15 protein-coding genes are annotated in these 14,522 nt (G+C 46.6%); 6 read left to right on the top strand and 9 right to left on the bottom strand.

Annotated elements, in window-relative coordinates; translation table 11 throughout:
* Entirely contained in the window at nt 1–1,365 is a 1,365-nt protein-coding gene (locus tag ACY652_RS07655) for an FAD-dependent oxidoreductase (RefSeq protein WP_462267515.1), read from the top strand.
* A 64-nt stretch (nt 1,366–1,429) separates the two neighbouring features.
* On the opposite strand, the gene ACY652_RS07650 is transcribed toward ACY652_RS07655, so the two are convergent.
* On the bottom strand, nt 1,430–1,948 hold the full coding sequence (locus ACY652_RS07650) for a GNAT family N-acetyltransferase (protein ID WP_462267513.1): 519 nt from the start codon (nt 1,946–1,948) through the stop codon (nt 1,430–1,432).
* An 87-nt stretch (nt 1,949–2,035) separates the two neighbouring features.
* Here ACY652_RS07650 and ACY652_RS07645 point away from each other — a divergent pair, with 87 nt between their 5' ends.
* A complete protein-coding gene (locus tag ACY652_RS07645) occupies nt 2,036–4,474 on the top strand; it encodes a S9 family peptidase (protein ID WP_462267511.1) in 2,439 nt (812 codons plus the stop codon).
* A gap of 191 nt (nt 4,475–4,665) precedes the next feature.
* Complete coding sequence (locus ACY652_RS07640; RefSeq protein WP_462267509.1) at nt 4,666–5,220, top strand: sugar O-acetyltransferase; 555 nt, start codon at nt 4,666–4,668, stop codon at nt 5,218–5,220.
* 140 nt (nt 5,221–5,360) lie between these two features.
* Here the strand turns inward: ACY652_RS07640 and ACY652_RS07635 are convergent, their stop codons facing one another.
* The 4 genes from ACY652_RS07635 to ACY652_RS07620 form a co-directional block, all read right to left on the bottom strand.
* Nucleotides 5,361–6,137, bottom strand: a complete 777-nt coding sequence (locus ACY652_RS07635; protein ID WP_462267507.1) for a TerC family protein — start codon at nt 6,135–6,137, stop codon at nt 5,361–5,363.
* 73 nt (nt 6,138–6,210) lie between these two features.
* Nucleotides 6,211–7,452 carry a DUF4097 family beta strand repeat-containing protein gene (locus ACY652_RS07630; RefSeq protein ID WP_462267505.1) on the bottom strand — a complete coding sequence of 414 codons (1,242 nt, stop codon included), beginning with the start codon at nt 7,450–7,452 and terminating at the stop codon, nt 6,211–6,213.
* Entirely contained in the window at nt 7,433–7,999 is a 567-nt protein-coding gene (locus ACY652_RS07625) for a hypothetical protein (protein WP_462267503.1), read from the bottom strand. Before ACY652_RS07625 ends, ACY652_RS07630 begins: the two co-directional genes overlap by 20 nt.
* Nucleotides 7,996–8,556 (bottom strand): RNA polymerase sigma factor, encoded by a 561-nt coding sequence (locus tag ACY652_RS07620; RefSeq protein ID WP_462267501.1) that lies wholly within the window; start codon nt 8,554–8,556, stop codon nt 7,996–7,998. Before ACY652_RS07620 ends, ACY652_RS07625 begins: the two co-directional genes overlap by 4 nt.
* 212 nt (nt 8,557–8,768) lie before the next feature.
* Between ACY652_RS07620 and ACY652_RS07615 the strand changes: the two genes are divergently transcribed.
* A complete protein-coding gene (locus tag ACY652_RS07615) occupies nt 8,769–8,972 on the top strand; it encodes a hypothetical protein (RefSeq protein ID WP_462267499.1) in 204 nt (67 codons plus the stop codon).
* A 181-nt stretch (nt 8,973–9,153) separates the two neighbouring features.
* Here ACY652_RS07615 and ACY652_RS07610 read toward each other — a convergent pair whose 3' ends face one another.
* Nucleotides 9,154–9,690, bottom strand: coding sequence for an AAA family ATPase (locus ACY652_RS07610; RefSeq protein WP_462267497.1), 537 nt, complete (start codon nt 9,688–9,690; stop codon nt 9,154–9,156).
* Nucleotides 9,691–9,973: 283 nt separating this feature from the next.
* Between ACY652_RS07610 and ACY652_RS07605 the strand changes: the two genes are divergently transcribed.
* Entirely contained in the window at nt 9,974–11,569 is a 1,596-nt protein-coding gene (locus ACY652_RS07605) for a catalase (RefSeq protein WP_462267495.1), read from the top strand.
* 153 nt (nt 11,570–11,722) lie between these two features.
* Here the strand turns inward: ACY652_RS07605 and ACY652_RS07600 are convergent, their stop codons facing one another.
* From ACY652_RS07600 to ACY652_RS07590, 3 genes are all read right to left on the bottom strand, one after another.
* Nucleotides 11,723–11,854, bottom strand: coding sequence for a hypothetical protein (locus ACY652_RS07600; RefSeq protein ID WP_462267493.1), 132 nt, complete (start codon nt 11,852–11,854; stop codon nt 11,723–11,725).
* A 540-nt stretch (nt 11,855–12,394) separates the two neighbouring features.
* Complete coding sequence (locus tag ACY652_RS07595; RefSeq protein ID WP_462267491.1) at nt 12,395–12,739, bottom strand: four-helix bundle copper-binding protein; 345 nt, start codon at nt 12,737–12,739, stop codon at nt 12,395–12,397.
* Nucleotides 12,740–12,879: 140 nt separating this feature from the next.
* Complete coding sequence (locus ACY652_RS07590) at nt 12,880–13,977, bottom strand: DUF6515 family protein (protein WP_462267489.1); 1,098 nt, start codon at nt 13,975–13,977, stop codon at nt 12,880–12,882.
* Nucleotides 13,978–14,149: 172 nt separating this feature from the next.
* Here ACY652_RS07590 and ACY652_RS07585 point away from each other — a divergent pair, with 172 nt between their 5' ends.
* On the top strand, nt 14,150–14,461 hold the full coding sequence (locus ACY652_RS07585; RefSeq protein WP_462267487.1) for a hypothetical protein: 312 nt from the start codon (nt 14,150–14,152) through the stop codon (nt 14,459–14,461).
* Nucleotides 14,462–14,522: the final 61 nt, after the last annotated feature.

The following is a 14,522-nucleotide window of genomic DNA, read 5'->3' as shown; positions in this document are numbered from 1 at the left end:
ATGTTGAAATATATTGTATTTGCCTTTGTAATCTTTATAAACACCGCCCTTTTTGCTGAAACCATCAAAACTGATGTACTGGTGATAGGCGGCACTTACAGCGGAACGGCGGCATCCCTGCAATGCGCCCGCAGCAAGGTAAAAACTATACTGATTGTACCTGGCAGGCAGCTGATTAATGCAGCAGCCGCGATCAGCCTCACGCAAAACAAAACGTTAACATCAGGTATATGGAGCGAGTTTCAGAAACATCTGCAAGCCTATAATACTGCTCATAAAATTACCGCTGTCAACCAGCAACAGGTTTCTTACACAACAGCCTTAGCAGTTCTAAAAATCATGACAGATACCGTTAAAAAGCTGACTGTACAACTGAATACGCAGTGGCTGACGATCAAAAAAAGCGGTACCGGTTGGGAAGTGAACGTTCTTAACAACGGCAAGCCGTTATACATTAAAACCAAATTATTGATTGATGCTACCGAAACCGGCAAAGCTGCCCTGGCTGCCGGTGCGGTTTTTATTACAGATGCCGATCATCGCGACAGCACCGGGCGACAACTCCTGGGCCTGGTTCATACCGGTATTGATGATGTGTACCAACCCTATACGCATAGCCAGCTTTACCGTACATCTATAGCAGTGAACAATGGAAGTGTAAATACCGGCAGGCCTTTACCGGCTTTTGTAATTCCATTGGGTGCTGTTATAGCAAAAAATGTAAACAACCTGCTGGTTACCGGCCCGGTAATTTCGGCTGCCTACCAGGTGAACAGGGCGCTGGATAACCCGGCGGCGCAACTGCTATTAGGGCAGGGCGCAGGCACCATTGCAGCTTACTGTGCCTTTTTTGAAACCACCACGCAAAACTTGAATGTGCGAATGATACAGGGCGAACTGCTGGATCACAAAGGCGTTCTGCTCCCCTTTGCCGACATTGCTTCTACTGATGCCGATTGGCGGGCTACACAACAGGTGGCCGCTACCGGCCTGCTGCAAGGCGAGCGCTCCGCTGATGGCCGTGCTGCCATTCTGAATTTTATGCCGGACGTTGCGGTAAATACTGCCGAGATTAAACCTGTACTATTAGAAACGTATACCCGCTCTTTTTTATGGTTCAACCGCATAAAACCAGTTGAACAATTCACCGTAGGCAACCTGTTGTCGCTGATCAGTGAGTTTACCTTAACCGCACCAGATGTATTACAAGCCAAACTGCAAAGGCAGTGGCAGCTTACCTATCACTTTAAGCAGGCGTTTGATTTGAACCGGCCTGTAACCCGGCGTGAGTTTGCTGTGCTGGTTAATCAGTATTTAAATCCTTTTGCCCGCAGGGTAGATTTGGAAGGACGCATGGTGAATTAACAGATTAGTTATTAAGTAAACAGAGATGGCTTAAGCAATATACTGATATGTACCTATTTTTAGGTTAAGACTTGTAGGCCATATAAACATGCTCATCCAACACCACATCATTTTTAATCACCGATTGCTTTAATACCGCTTGCTTTTCATAACCGGCTTTTTCCAGTACCCGCATCGATTTTGGATTGATGTTTAGCGTATTGGCCTGTATGCAAATAATATCAAAAGTGGCAAAGGCATAATTGGTTATCAGTTTTACGGCTTCGGCCATAATGCCCCGGCCCCAGTAGGCTTCACCCAGCCAATAGCCTAATAAGGGTGTCTTGCTGTATACATCGCCACGAAATTCTATACCAATTACACCGGCAGCTTTACCATTCACTTCAATAGCAAAATTGGCGGGCGGCTGAGGCTGTGTTAACTGCATTTCGATAAATGCGGTAGCATCACTTAACGTGTATGGCTTAGGAAAACGGTCTAAAAGCAGGTTATAAATGTTGGGATTGCCAGCATGTTTCTGCAATGCGGGCGCATCAGTAAGTGCCCAAATACGAAGTTTAAAGCTGGTGCCATTGAGTTCCATTGTGTAACAATACGCTGAGGTAATTCAGGTTAATTGCTGCAACTTATTAAATTGCAGCCATATTAATTGGAATCTCTTTATTTCGGTATGAAAAAAATCTTTACACTACTGCTCTTTACTGCCACGCTTCATGGTGCCATTGCCCAAACTTTGGGCCCGCTTACCATTGAAAAAATTATGCGCGACCCTAAATGGATGGGTACCTCACCCACCAACATCCGCTGGAGTGATGATAGTAAGCAGGTATATTTCAACTGGAACCCGGAGAGTGCCGATCAGGATGCCCTATACAGCATCACCACCGGCAGCCTGCGCCCGCAAAAGGTAAGTTTAGTAGAACGCCGCCTCCTGAACCCGCCCAATGGTGTATGGAACCGCCGCCATACCGCCCGGCTGTTTGAACGTAATGGCGATCTGTACTGGTTTGACCTCAACTCGGGTGGCACAAAGCAGCTTACTGCTACCACCGAACGTGAAAGTAACCCTTCCTTTACCACTGCCGAAACCAGCATATTGTATATGCGGGCCGATAACTTATATGAACTTGACTTGCATTCCGGCCAGCTTACACAGCTCACTAACTTCAGCCGTTCGGCAGCGGGGGCACCTACTATAGCTGCTACAGGTCGCAGGGGTGCTGCACAGGGCGGTAACCCGCCCCGGCAAGTTGGCAGCACTTTAAGCGGCGACCAGCAGGGGCAATGGTTAAAAAGCGAACAAACCGAGCTGTTTGAGGTCATTCGTGACAAGGCCAAAACTGACAAAGCCGAAGCTGCCGAGCGCCGTGAACTGCAACCTAAACGCCTTAAAGAACTTACCATTGGCGACCAATCGCTGAGCTATGTGCAATTAAGCCCCGACCGGCACTATATTACCTACCGGCTAATTAAGCAGGCCGAAGGGGTAAAGACTACCGTAGTGCCCAACTTTGTAACCGCATCTGGCTATACCGAGGATATCAACAACCGCTCGAAGGTAGGTGCACCGCAATCCTCGTCGCAAAGTTTTGTGTTCGACCGTGAGCGCGATACCGTGTATATTATTTCTACCAAAGAAATACCGGGCATCAAGGATTTGCCCGATTATGTGAAAGATTACCCCAAGCAATTAGAAGAACGCCAGAGCCGTAACGAAGACCGCAAAGTAATTATCAATGGCCCCTACTGGAGCGAGGACGGCAGGAATGCGGTAGTGGTAATTAATGCACAAGATAATAAGGACCGCTGGCTGATGAAGCTTGACCCGGCTACCGGCAAACTAAGCCTGATTGACCGCCAGCGCGATGAAGCCTGGGTTGGCGGCCCCGGCGTGGGGGGCGGCAGCTTTTCGGGCGGTAATGTGGGTTGGGTTGATAACACACATTTTTATTTCCAGAGCGAAGCCAGCGGCTACTCGCATCTGTACGTAGCCGATGTTGTGGCCGGTACCAAAAAGCAGCTGACACGAGGTAATTGGGAAGTGCAGTCGCTCGACCTCTCGAAAGACAAAAAGATGTTCTACTTTACCGCCAATATGCAGCATCCCGGTATTACGGAGTATTACCGGTTGCCGGTTACCGGCGGTACGCCGGTACAGCTCACCAGTATGAAAGGCGGCAATGAGGTAGAGTTATCGCCTGATGAAAAGTGGCTGGCTATTCGCTATTCCTATTCCAACAAACCCTGGGACCTATACCTGCAAGCCAACAGGCCGGGCGCAAAAGCTATTCAGGTAACCAATTCAGTTACACCCGAATTTAAATCTTACCAATGGCGCGAGCCGGAGGTAGTAGCGTTTAAGAACCGTTATGGCAGCGATGTTTACGCACGGGTGTATCCGGCTAAAAACCCGGCGGCCTCAAGGCCGGCGGTGGTGTTTGTACATGGTGCCGGCTACCTGCAAAACGTGCATTACTGGTGGAGCAGTTATTTTCATGAGTACATGTTCAACAACCTGCTGGCTGATAACGGCTATACGGTGATTGATATTGATTACACCGGGAGCTCGGGCTATGGACGCAACTGGCGCACCGGCATTTACCGCCACATGGGCGGCAAGGATTTGGATGACCAGGTGGACGGGGTAAAGTACTTAGTAGAAAAATACAACATCAACCCTAAAAATGTAGGTATATACGGTGGTTCCTACGGTGGTTTCATGACCCTGATGGCCCTGTTTACCCAGCCCGATGTATTTGCTGCCGGTGCCGGTTTACGATCAGTAACCGATTGGGCGCATTACAATCATGGCTATACCGCTAATATCTTGAATGAGCCTTATAATGATGAGAAAGCCTATCGCCTGAGTTCGCCTATCTATTTTGCGAACGGCCTGAAAGGGCACCTGTTGCTGTGCCATGGTATGGTAGACCAGAATGTGCAGTTTCAGGATATTGTGCGCCTCACCCAAAAACTAATTGAACTGCACAAGGAGAACTGGAGCCTGGCCCCTTACCCGGTAGAAGACCACGGCTTTACCACCCCCAGCAGCTGGGCTGATGAATATAAGCGCATCTATCAATTATTTGAGGAGAATTTGAAGAAGTAAATAATCAGATAATTTTAACATTACGTCAACTATCTCCCCGTCATTTCGACCGCAGTGAGAAATCTTCTGCCGTATACAAATCGACTGAAGAAGATTTCTCCCTCCGGTCGAAATGACTGCAAGGACGTATTAAGCAACCTTAATAATAGTGCCCGGTCTACTGTTATATTTTATTATTGATGAATATACCTATGAAAACAGAACTTGAAAAAATGCTGGCCGGTGAGCTGTATGATGCCTCGGATGATACCCTGTTTGCTATGCGGCTTAAGGCAAGACAGCTGTTTACGGCTTATAACCAGTTAGGCTTTGAAGGCACAGCGGCACGCCATACCTTATTAAAGCAGCTGTTGGGCCAATGTCCGGACACCATTGATATACAAGGCCCCTTTTACTGCGATTACGGCTGCCATATTAGTGCCGGTGAAAACCTCTTTATCAACTTTAACTGCATTATTTTGGATTGCGCGATGGTAACCATTGGCAGCAACGTGGCTATAGCCACCGGCGTGCAGATACTGACCGCCCACCACCCGGTATTGGCTGCCGAGCGCATCAAAGGCCCCGAACTGGCTTCGCCGGTTACCATTGGCGATAACGTATGGATTGGGGCGGGCGCTATTATTTGCCCTGGTGTTACCATTGGCGATAACACCACCATTGGTGCCGGCAGTGTGGTTACCCGTAGTATACCGGCCAATGTAGTAGCGGCAGGCAATCCCTGCCGGGTGATACGGCAATTGTAGTTATTAAAAGAAATACTGCTGCGCCCTTGAGGTACAAGAACGGTGGTTACCAGAAGCCTCCACCGCTGAAAGCCTTTGTACCCATGCTTCGAGTGCCTCAGCATGACCCAAATTCTTTATAGTAATTCAATAGCCGATTACTAAGCGTTTACAGTGGGCGTAACGTCTTGTGCTGCTTTCTTTTTGCGCCGGGCGCGCAGGTTCAGCAGCTCTACCAGTATGCCAAAACCCATGGCGAAATAGATGTAGCCCTTAGGTACTTCCTGATCAAAGGCATCCAGCACCAGCGAGAACCCGATGAGCAGCAGGAACGACAGGGCCAGCATTTTAACGGTAACATGCTTGTTTACAAAATTGGCAATGGGTGTTGAGGCCCACATCATGATGCCTACGGCAATAATTACGGCCGCAATCATTACTTCCAGATGCTGTGCCATACCTACGGCGGTAATTACCGAATCGAGCGAAAAAACAATATCCAGTATAGCAATCTGAATAACCACCCCGGTAAAGGAACTGGCTTTGCTTACGCCGGTATCTTCCTCCTCACCTTCCAGCTTATGGTGTATTTCGCTGATGCTTTTGTAAATCAGAAATAAGCCGCCTGCCAGCAAAATCAAATCCCGGCCCGAAAAATCAAAGCGCCGCTGCCAGTCGTCATTGGTAATATGGAATACATCGGCCAGGTTAAACCACGTGCTGGTAAGCCGCATCAGGTAAGATATGGAAAGCAGCAGCAGTATGCGGGTAACCAGCGCCAATATTAAACCTACGCGCCGCCCTTTAGCCTGCTGGTCGGCCGGTAGGCGGTCGGCCTGTATGGAGATAAAAATGATATTATCAATGCCCAAAACAATCTCCAGAATAGTAAGGGTGGCTAATGATAGCCATGCTTCGGCACTGGTAAGTAATTCCATAAGGGGTAAAATAACAAAACCCCTGCCGCAATGGCAAGGGTTTTTAGCTAATCATTATAAAGAACAGATAGTTTTAATTAAACTTTACACTGCCATAGGCGGAGCTGATGTTTACCTGGGCATCAGCATTACCTTTACCAAAAGTGCCTTTATAAGTTTTGGTAGGATTAAAGCCACGGCTGCCAGGCTCGGGTGTTTGGTGGGTAATGTTTACCCGGTCATCGTCAAAACTAAAACCCGCATAGCTTACCGATACATCAAAGTTAAAATTGCTGCGGGCCGAGGGACTAAGGATTAAATTAGAATAAGATGAATTAATGCGTAACGATTTCAGGTCGCTATCGATCTCTCCTACCTTTAAACCACCCAGATAAGCTAAGCTCAGGGCCACATCACCCCTTAATTTACCTAAGCTTACGCTGCCATAACTGATGCTGGCGTGCAGATTATTCACCTCGCCCAAATCGACATTGCCATACGCAAAGCTGATCTTGCCGCCATTAAAGGCTTCGGCCTTTACATTTCCATAACTACCGGAGATTTGCGACAGCGGGTTGCTGAGGCGCTGGGCGGTTACGTTGCTGTAAGCCACCTGTAACTTTACCTGGCCGCTTAAATCGGGCAGGATAACGCTGCCATAGGTGCTTTTAACATCCAGCTGTATTTTGGCAGGCATATAAACAACATAGTTTACCTCTACCTTATTGCGCTTGCTGTTGCCCGTCCAGCTCCAGCCATTGCCTGAGTTATTGCCAATGTGCGTTTTAAAGTTGATGCTGTTACCATCCTTGCCGTCCTCAATGCTTACTCGGTTCAGTGCCTTTTGCGCATTGTCATCATCGTTGGCATAGCCTTTAATCTGTACCTCTACCTTTACCTCGTTCCGGGCCCAGCTGTTCACTGTGATGCGGCCGTACAGGTTGCTCAGGTTCAGCTCATCATTAGCATCGGCACTATAGCTTTTACTGTAGCTTTTTTGCTTAACTACCTTGTAGTCATCATCGCTGTTTACCTGCTCACTGTTGCGGTAACTGAAACTGTTGGTTACCTCGGTGCTGATATGGTTGCCAAACTCCTTCATTTTGCTTTGCAGCTTTTCCATATTGCTGTTCATGGCCAGCGTTTGCTTATGCCAGTTAAGCTTATTTAGCTTATCCATCTTCACCCTTAGTTTCGGGAAATCAGTATGGCTCAGTGTATCCGTCATGCGGGCAGGCGGCACGGGGGGCAAAGGTTCGGTTTGTACAGCATAACTGTTTATGCCGGTGAACAGCAGCACTGCTGCAAGGAAACATTTATATGCTTTGCGTTTCATGGTTTTGGGTTTTAAAGTTGTTGTATTGTTCTATTACTTCTAATTGCTGATTAAGCACCTGTGTTTGTATTTGCAAGTTCCGGATCATTGCACGTAAAACACGCTCCTGGTTGGGGCTGGTAGCCAAATCATGGTTTAGTTTCTTATAAGTAGCATCCATCTTTTCAATCTCAGTGCTGAATGCCTGGTAAAGTTTAGGATCGGCCTTGGCAATGGTACGCACCTCGGTACGCTTAGCTTCTACCAGCGAGGCATAATGCATCTGCTGCTTGGCATACTCGGGGTTAATAGCGGCCAGATCAACCCCCGGCTGCTTTTTACCCGTATGCAGGTAAGCAAAAAAGCCAATGCCCATTATTAACACAATTGATGCGGCTATTTTAAGTACAAAGCCCAAACTGTAGGTTTTAGGTTCGCGCTTAAGCTGCACTTCTTTGGCCGGCTGCGGCAGGCGCTGCTCAATGCGGGCCCAAAGCTCATCGCCGGGCTCCAGATCATCAAACTGCCGGCGGTTGTTGCGTATAAAATCTTCTAACTGCTTGCTCATCCTGTTATTCCTTTTCTCCTTAAAATTTCCACCAGTTTGCGCTTTGCCCGCATAAACTGGGTACGCGAGGTATTCTCGCTAATGTTCAGCACCTGTCCAATTTCCTCATGGTCGTACCCTTCCAATAAGTAAAGGGATATTACCACCCGGTAGCCATCCGGCAATTCATTTATGGCTTCTTTTATCTGCGCTGCCTTATATTGCAGCTCGTCATTATCTTCAGTTTCTCCATCGAGCAGGTTATCCAGCTGCTCCTCCTGTAATTCAACCCAGGCCAGCTTACGCTTGCGCAGCAGGTTGATAGACCTATGGATCACAATCTGCTTCAGCCACAGCCCAAATGTGGTTTCCTGCCTGAAATCCTTAATGCGGTTAAAAGCATCTACAAAGGCATCCTGCACGGCATCTTCCGCCTCAGCTATATTGCCCACCACCCTAAAGGCTGCGTTCAGCATTGCTTTGGCATATAACCGGTACAGTTCGTGGCAGGCCCTGCGGCTGCCCTGCCGGCATTCAGCTACCAACTGGTAGTGCTTATCCACATATACAGTTTCCAAATTGTGATTTGTTTTCTATGCTATATGACGCGCAGGATTTATGCGCGTTGCATAATGGATGAGAAAATATTAAAAAACTTAGTTTTACTGAAGTTAATAAAAAGAACCCGCAATTAAGGCAGCAGCGCTCGGTATGCAAATCCTTCACTGCCAATTATAATGCTGATTTCATGAAAAGAATGAATCGGAGCCGGTAACGGGCGTATAAATGAATGCTTTTTAAAATTGAGGGACTGCACTTACAGCGGCTAAGCTGTTTTCTGCACCTTACCGGCAGCACCAGCCAAATGCAAAAGTATACGTTATACCAGCAGGATACCTGCCGGGCGCAATGCCAAAACAACATCAGCACTAACCTGATTCCTGCCTTCCGGATAAGGGCGCTGTACTGCCCTGATCAGCTCAAAAAAGTGTAAACCCAAAGTTTACACTTTTCAAAAGACATAGCATTTAAAATACTGATAATCAATTTATTACAAAAACACAGGGTTTACACTTTTTAGAGCTTTTAGTTGTACATTTTCATGTAGTTTCAGCTCTTCCAAACACCTGTAAAACCAGGAGCAAGGAATTAAGAAAAAGGCTGCATTATATCAACTATATGCTGCCTCTTGTTTGTATAAATTCATCAACAGCTTTCACTGCATGATTATACCGCTTTTGGCCCGTGCCGGAAATTACTACGTAATTTGCCTGTAACGCCTGCAGCTCCTGATGCCATACCTGCATAAAGTGTTCGCGTAGGGAAGGAAAGTTACGTAAGGGATCGTCCTGCCAGGGAAGGTCTATATTCAATAATAAATATAAGTCGTAAGGGTGGCGTGGCAGTTCATCTAACACCTGTTGCGGGGTATGATTGAACCAGTGGTCGCTCCATATCTTAATAGTAATAATGGTGGTATCGCATATCAGCAGGTGATTGGCCTGAGGCGCCAGCTTTTCTTCCAGCGCTAACTGACCGTAAAACATATTGACCTCATCCTGCAATGTACAATCGCCGGTGAGTTGCTCACAGTACCCGCGGGCATATTCAGGTACCCAAATGGTGTTATAATACTTTGCCAAATATGCAGACATTGTAGATTTACCAGTAGATTCGGGGCCTACAACAGCTATTTTAACCGGAGCTTTCATACATAGGCAAATTAGCATATTGTTTGCAAATACGCCGCTTATAACTAAAAACGGCTCAATAACATCAAGTGAATTTACATAGCCATTATCTATATCTAATCTTATTATTCAATAACCATTATCTATACCGCTTAATAAGTTAACTTTGAGAATGGCCTAACAGGAAAAATGAATAGACTGATTCTTTATTAAAAAGCTGGAATCTTACTATCAAACTTCCATTTATATTTATCCGTTAATCGGTTAATTATTTATTGTTAAGCAACTTATAAAAGCTATAACTATGAGCAACGAACAAAATCAAAACAACCAGGGGGACAATAAAACCCTCACCACCCGGCAGGGGCACCCGATTACCAATAATCAGAACCTGCGTACTGTGGGCAACCGTGGCCCGGCCACGCTGGAAAACTACCAGTTTTTAGAAAAAATCTCTCATTTCGACCGTGAGCGAACTGCTGAGCGTGTGGTACATGCCCGCGGTGCAGGTGCGCATGGTGTATTTGAGGCTTACGGCACCGCAGGTGATGAGCCCATTGCAAAATATACACGTGCCAAGCTGTTCCAGGAAAAAGGAAAGCAAACACCGGTATTTGTACGTTTTTCCTCTGTGATTCATGGCGGCCACTCACCCGAAACCTTGCGTGACCCGCGTGGTTTTGCTGTTAAGTTTTATACCGAAGACGGTAACTGGGATCTGGTAGGTAATAACTTAAAAGTATTTTTTATCCGTGATGCGATGAAGTTTCCTGACCTGGTACACGCGTTTAAACCAGATCCGGTAACTAACCGCCAGGACGGCCAGCGTATATTTGACTTCATCAGCAATACGCCCGAGGCTATGCACATGATTACGTTCCTGTTCTCACCTTGGGGCATCCCGGCTAATTACCGCCAGATGCAGGGTTCGGGTGTAAACACGTACAAAATGGTGAATAAAGAAGGCGTTGGCGTATTGGTAAAGTATCACTGGGAACCACTGCAGGGCGTTAAGAATTTAACGCAGGAGCAGGCCGAAGCTATCCAAGCCAAAAACTTCAACCATGCTACGCAGGATTTGTATGATGCCATTAAAGCCGGTAACTATCCGCAATGGGAACTGAACGTTCAGATTATCAGTGATGATGAGCACCCGGAGCTGGATTTTGATCCCCTGGATGATACCAAACTCTGGCCGCAGGATCAGTTTCCATTCATCCCGGTTGGTAAAATGACCTTAAATAAAAACCCGGAAAATTACTTTGCCGAAGTAGAGCAATCTGCCTTTGGCACGGGTGTACTGGTAGATGGCCTGGATTTTTCAGATGATAAAATGCTGCAGGGCCGTACCTTCTCTTACTCAGATACGCAGCGTTACCGGGTAGGTGCTAACTATTTACAATTACCTATTAATGCACCTAAAACACACGTAGCTACCAACCAGCGCGATGGCCAGATGGCTTACCAGGTAGATGTAGCGCCGGGTGCAAACCCGCATGTAAACTACGAGCCATCAAGCCTGAACGGGTTACAGGAAGCGCCTAAAGTCGGTGCCGACCACGAGCCGCAATACCCGGCGGCGCGTTTAATACGCCAAACCTTAGACCGTACCAATAACTTTGCCCAGGCCGGCGACCGCTGGAGGCAACATGAGGAATGGGAAAAAGACGATTTGATTAACAACCTGGTAGGTACTTTAGCTCCGGTAGAAAAGCACATTCAGGATAAAATGATTGAATTGTTTACCCAATGCGATGCTGAATATGGCAGGCGTGTAGCGGAAGGCTTAAAGGCTGCCGTTAACAACAGCAGTATCTCAAGCGGCCCTATCGGCAACACACATGGCGAAGAAGGTGTAAAAGAAGCAGAAACTGTTTCGCACGAGGCTAAGCCTTATTAAACTACAAGAAGAATAGCTTAATACAGTAGCGGGCTTACCTTTATTGGGTAAGCCCGCTTTTAGTTTATGCAATAAGTAGCTGAAAACTTCTATCAACAAAAAAGGCTTACTGCAATGCAGAAAGCCTGATGTTTCACAGGGTAGACAGATATATTAGGCAGCTTTGTTAAGCTGTTGTGTTTTTTGCTGTGTGGCTTTAAAATTTGCTAAATCCTGCTGCAGCATTTTCTTCAGTTGTAAGTCTAATGCTTTCAAAAGTATGTCGGTTTTGTTAATAGTTTTCATAGCAGTTAGTTTTTTTAGTTTGATATCTATACTTATACGATAATGATGCCAAACCTGCACATTTAACATAACTTTTGTCTAAAAATGCTTACTGCTGAACCCAAGCTAACCGTTTGATGCAGAACTTCCTTTTACAGCGCATTAATTGGTGTACAATTGCGTACAGCAGCAGATACAGGCTGTTCGTTTTTTGTACAATCAGCCTATGGCTTTAGCTACCCTATAGCCTGAAGTACCGTTAAGCCCTGGAGCCCCGGATGCATGGCCGTACTAATGCGGTACAGACTTTCGATAGGCGTTTCATAATTTATAAGCATTTTTCAAAAGGCCGCCAGTATAAATATGGTCAATACTGGCTGCTCCGCAATACAGATTGCCCGCCTGCAAGGTTAGGATTGCCTTGCTCCAACTGCATTGGCGTTATCATATTATGTTTTATTATCGACGCTTTAAGTTAGGTGCAAAAAGAAAAGGAATGCGCCGCTTCAACAATATAATAATTTTGAAGCGGCATCCCTTGTTAATGGCTTAATGCAATGGTTAATCCTGTGTAACAGGTGTGTGGTGTGCATGGCAGGCATCAGCACATTCGTGGCAGGCAGCAGCGCATTGCCGGCAATGATCGTGCTGGTGCTTGCCACATTCATCAGCACAAAGCCGGCAGATTTCCTCACACAATAACAGAAACTGGTGTGCGATAACTGAATCCCGCTGCAATAAACGGGCAGCCAGCGTACACATATCAGCGCAATCGCGGTCGAGCCTGATGCAGCCAGCCATCATTTTTACATCCTCTTCCTGCAGGCAGGCAGTAGCGCAATGTTCACAAGCTAATACACAATTTAATAATTTTTGAATCAATGCCTGGTGGTTGTTACTTTCCATGATAATTAAGTTTGCTTTAATTAAAAAGCAAACGGCAGCAGGAAGGTTTAAAAAAATAAGAATTTGCTGGTTATAGCAATAAAAAAAGGCAGACCAGCTAATGCTGTCTGCCTTTCCCGTCAATCACCTTTTGACTTAAATTATTGGGGCTGACCCTGAGCGTCATCCTCGTCGTTAGGTAAGCCGGTAACTACATATATTTTGTTACCGCTGCTGTCGCGTTGTTCCTGGTAATAAACCCCGTCAGGCGTTACATAATATTTCTGACCGTTGATCTTTACTTTCTGCGCATCAGAAGGCAAGGTGTTGGCCACATCCCCAATTTGCGGATAGTAACCGCCTTCGCCGTTAGGGTCAACACTGTTACCGGTTTCAAGTTTACCGTCTTTACCGGCAATTACATAAACCTGTGAGCCATCATCTTTGGTTACCGGCTGATAGTATACACCGTTAGACTCATAGTATTGCTGACCATCAATCGTAATAGATTGTGCATCCTCTGGTAAGCGGGTAATCTCGGCACCTACAGGAGGTTCAACTACAGTGTATTGATTGTTATTGTACTGATAATAAAAGCCACTTGAATAATAATACTGGTTAGGCCCGTAGTAGAACGGATAATAACCGTAAGGCAATACCCCAATGCTGAAACCTAAACGCGGATAGTAATAACGGTTATAAAAGCCGCCAGAATAGTGATAGAAACCACGGCCTCCACCATAGCCATAACCCGGACGGCCATAGTAACCAAAACCACCACGGCCAGAATTGCGGTAAGCATAACCACCGCGGTTACCAAAGGTACCGCCACGGTTACCATAGGCAAAACCTCCACGACCAGGGGCTACACCTACACTACCACGGTTAAAGCCACCGAAACCACCTCTTGGCGCTACACCAATAGTGTTTCCCCTGCCGGGTGCAAAGCCACCTCGTTGCGGTGCTGCTGCTATACCGCCACGGTTAGCAAAGCCGCCGCCGTTAGACCGACCGCCCGGCGAACCAATGCTACCCCTGTTGCCACCACCACCGAAAGCACGCCCGCTAAAGCTGCCGCCGCCGCCAGAGCCACCACGACTACTAAAGCCCCCGCCGCCGCCTCCACCAAATGAACGGCCACCGCCGCCTCCGAAACCACCACGGCCGCCGCCCCGCTGGGCACTGGCATCAGGTGCAGCAACTATGCCAATTAAGGCGCTTAATGCTACTGACAATGCTAATTTATATGCTGTTTTCATGTTGATATTGATCTTTTGGCTTTTTTGTTGGCCAATGATGTAATTAAGACAATGGATTACCGGTAAGGTTTAATGCCGCCTGTAAAATTTGTTGCAACTACTTAACCACTTTTAATTTATTAAAACCCAAATACAGGTCAGCAGGTTACTCATTAACATATATTATAACATTATGCAATTACCAGAAAATAACAACAACGAGGATTTTTTGAACACCGACGAGAACGAACGCCCGCAGGACAGCCAAAACGCAGATGCTGCTAAGTTTAATGCCGATGAGCAGGCGCAGTTTGCCGATGATCGTGAGGAAACCGAGTACCAGGATGATAAGAACATTGATGCCGGCAGTGCCATACCAAAAAGCACCGAACGCCCGCCGATGAACACTACAGCTGATACGGCGCAGATGGAGGAGGATTTGAGCGGGAGCACTAATTTAACTTTGGATCAATTGAAGAATGAAGGTGATCCGGAGGGCCGATAATTTGCCGAAATACTTAAACAAAAAAAGGGCTGCAACAATTGCAGCCCTTTTTTTGTTTAAA

It is taken from the genome of Mucilaginibacter sp. (genome assembly GCF_965200995.1).
In the GTDB taxonomy this organism is placed as follows: domain Bacteria; phylum Bacteroidota; class Bacteroidia; order Sphingobacteriales; family Sphingobacteriaceae; genus Mucilaginibacter.
Note: the sequence above shows the minus strand (reverse complement) of the source record. Positions and strands in the feature narration are given on the sequence as shown.

Bases quoted from the DNA above. Each gene is read 5' to 3' on its own strand.
- ACY652_RS07615 (WP_462267499.1), top strand. From the start codon at position 8,769: ATGCTTTTTAAAATTGAGGGACTGCACTTACAGCGGCTAAGCTGTTTT.
- ACY652_RS07645 (WP_462267511.1), top strand. From the start codon at position 2,036: ATGAAAAAAATCTTTACACTACTGCTCTTTACTGCCACGCTTCATGGT.
- ACY652_RS07630 (WP_462267505.1), bottom strand. From the start codon at position 7,452: ATGAAACGCAAAGCATATAAATGTTTCCTTGCAGCAGTGCTGCTGTTC.
- ACY652_RS07635 (WP_462267507.1), bottom strand. From the start codon at position 6,137: ATGGAATTACTTACCAGTGCCGAAGCATGGCTATCATTAGCCACCCTT.
- ACY652_RS07585 (WP_462267487.1), top strand. From the start codon at position 14,150: ATGCAATTACCAGAAAATAACAACAACGAGGATTTTTTGAACACCGAC.
- ACY652_RS07650 (WP_462267513.1), bottom strand. From the start codon at position 1,948: ATGGAACTCAATGGCACCAGCTTTAAACTTCGTATTTGGGCACTTACT.
- ACY652_RS07625 (WP_462267503.1), bottom strand. From the start codon at position 7,999: ATGAGCAAGCAGTTAGAAGATTTTATACGCAACAACCGCCGGCAGTTT.
- ACY652_RS07595 (WP_462267491.1), bottom strand. From the start codon at position 12,739: ATGGAAAGTAACAACCACCAGGCATTGATTCAAAAATTATTAAATTGT.
- ACY652_RS07655 (WP_462267515.1), top strand. From the start codon at position 1: ATGTTGAAATATATTGTATTTGCCTTTGTAATCTTTATAAACACCGCC.
- ACY652_RS07590 (WP_462267489.1), bottom strand. From the start codon at position 13,977: ATGAAAACAGCATATAAATTAGCATTGTCAGTAGCATTAAGCGCCTTA.
- ACY652_RS07600 (WP_462267493.1), bottom strand. From the start codon at position 11,854: ATGAAAACTATTAACAAAACCGACATACTTTTGAAAGCATTAGACTTA.
- ACY652_RS07610 (WP_462267497.1), bottom strand. From the start codon at position 9,690: ATGAAAGCTCCGGTTAAAATAGCTGTTGTAGGCCCCGAATCTACTGGT.
- ACY652_RS07640 (WP_462267509.1), top strand. From the start codon at position 4,666: ATGAAAACAGAACTTGAAAAAATGCTGGCCGGTGAGCTGTATGATGCC.
- ACY652_RS07605 (WP_462267495.1), top strand. From the start codon at position 9,974: ATGAGCAACGAACAAAATCAAAACAACCAGGGGGACAATAAAACCCTC.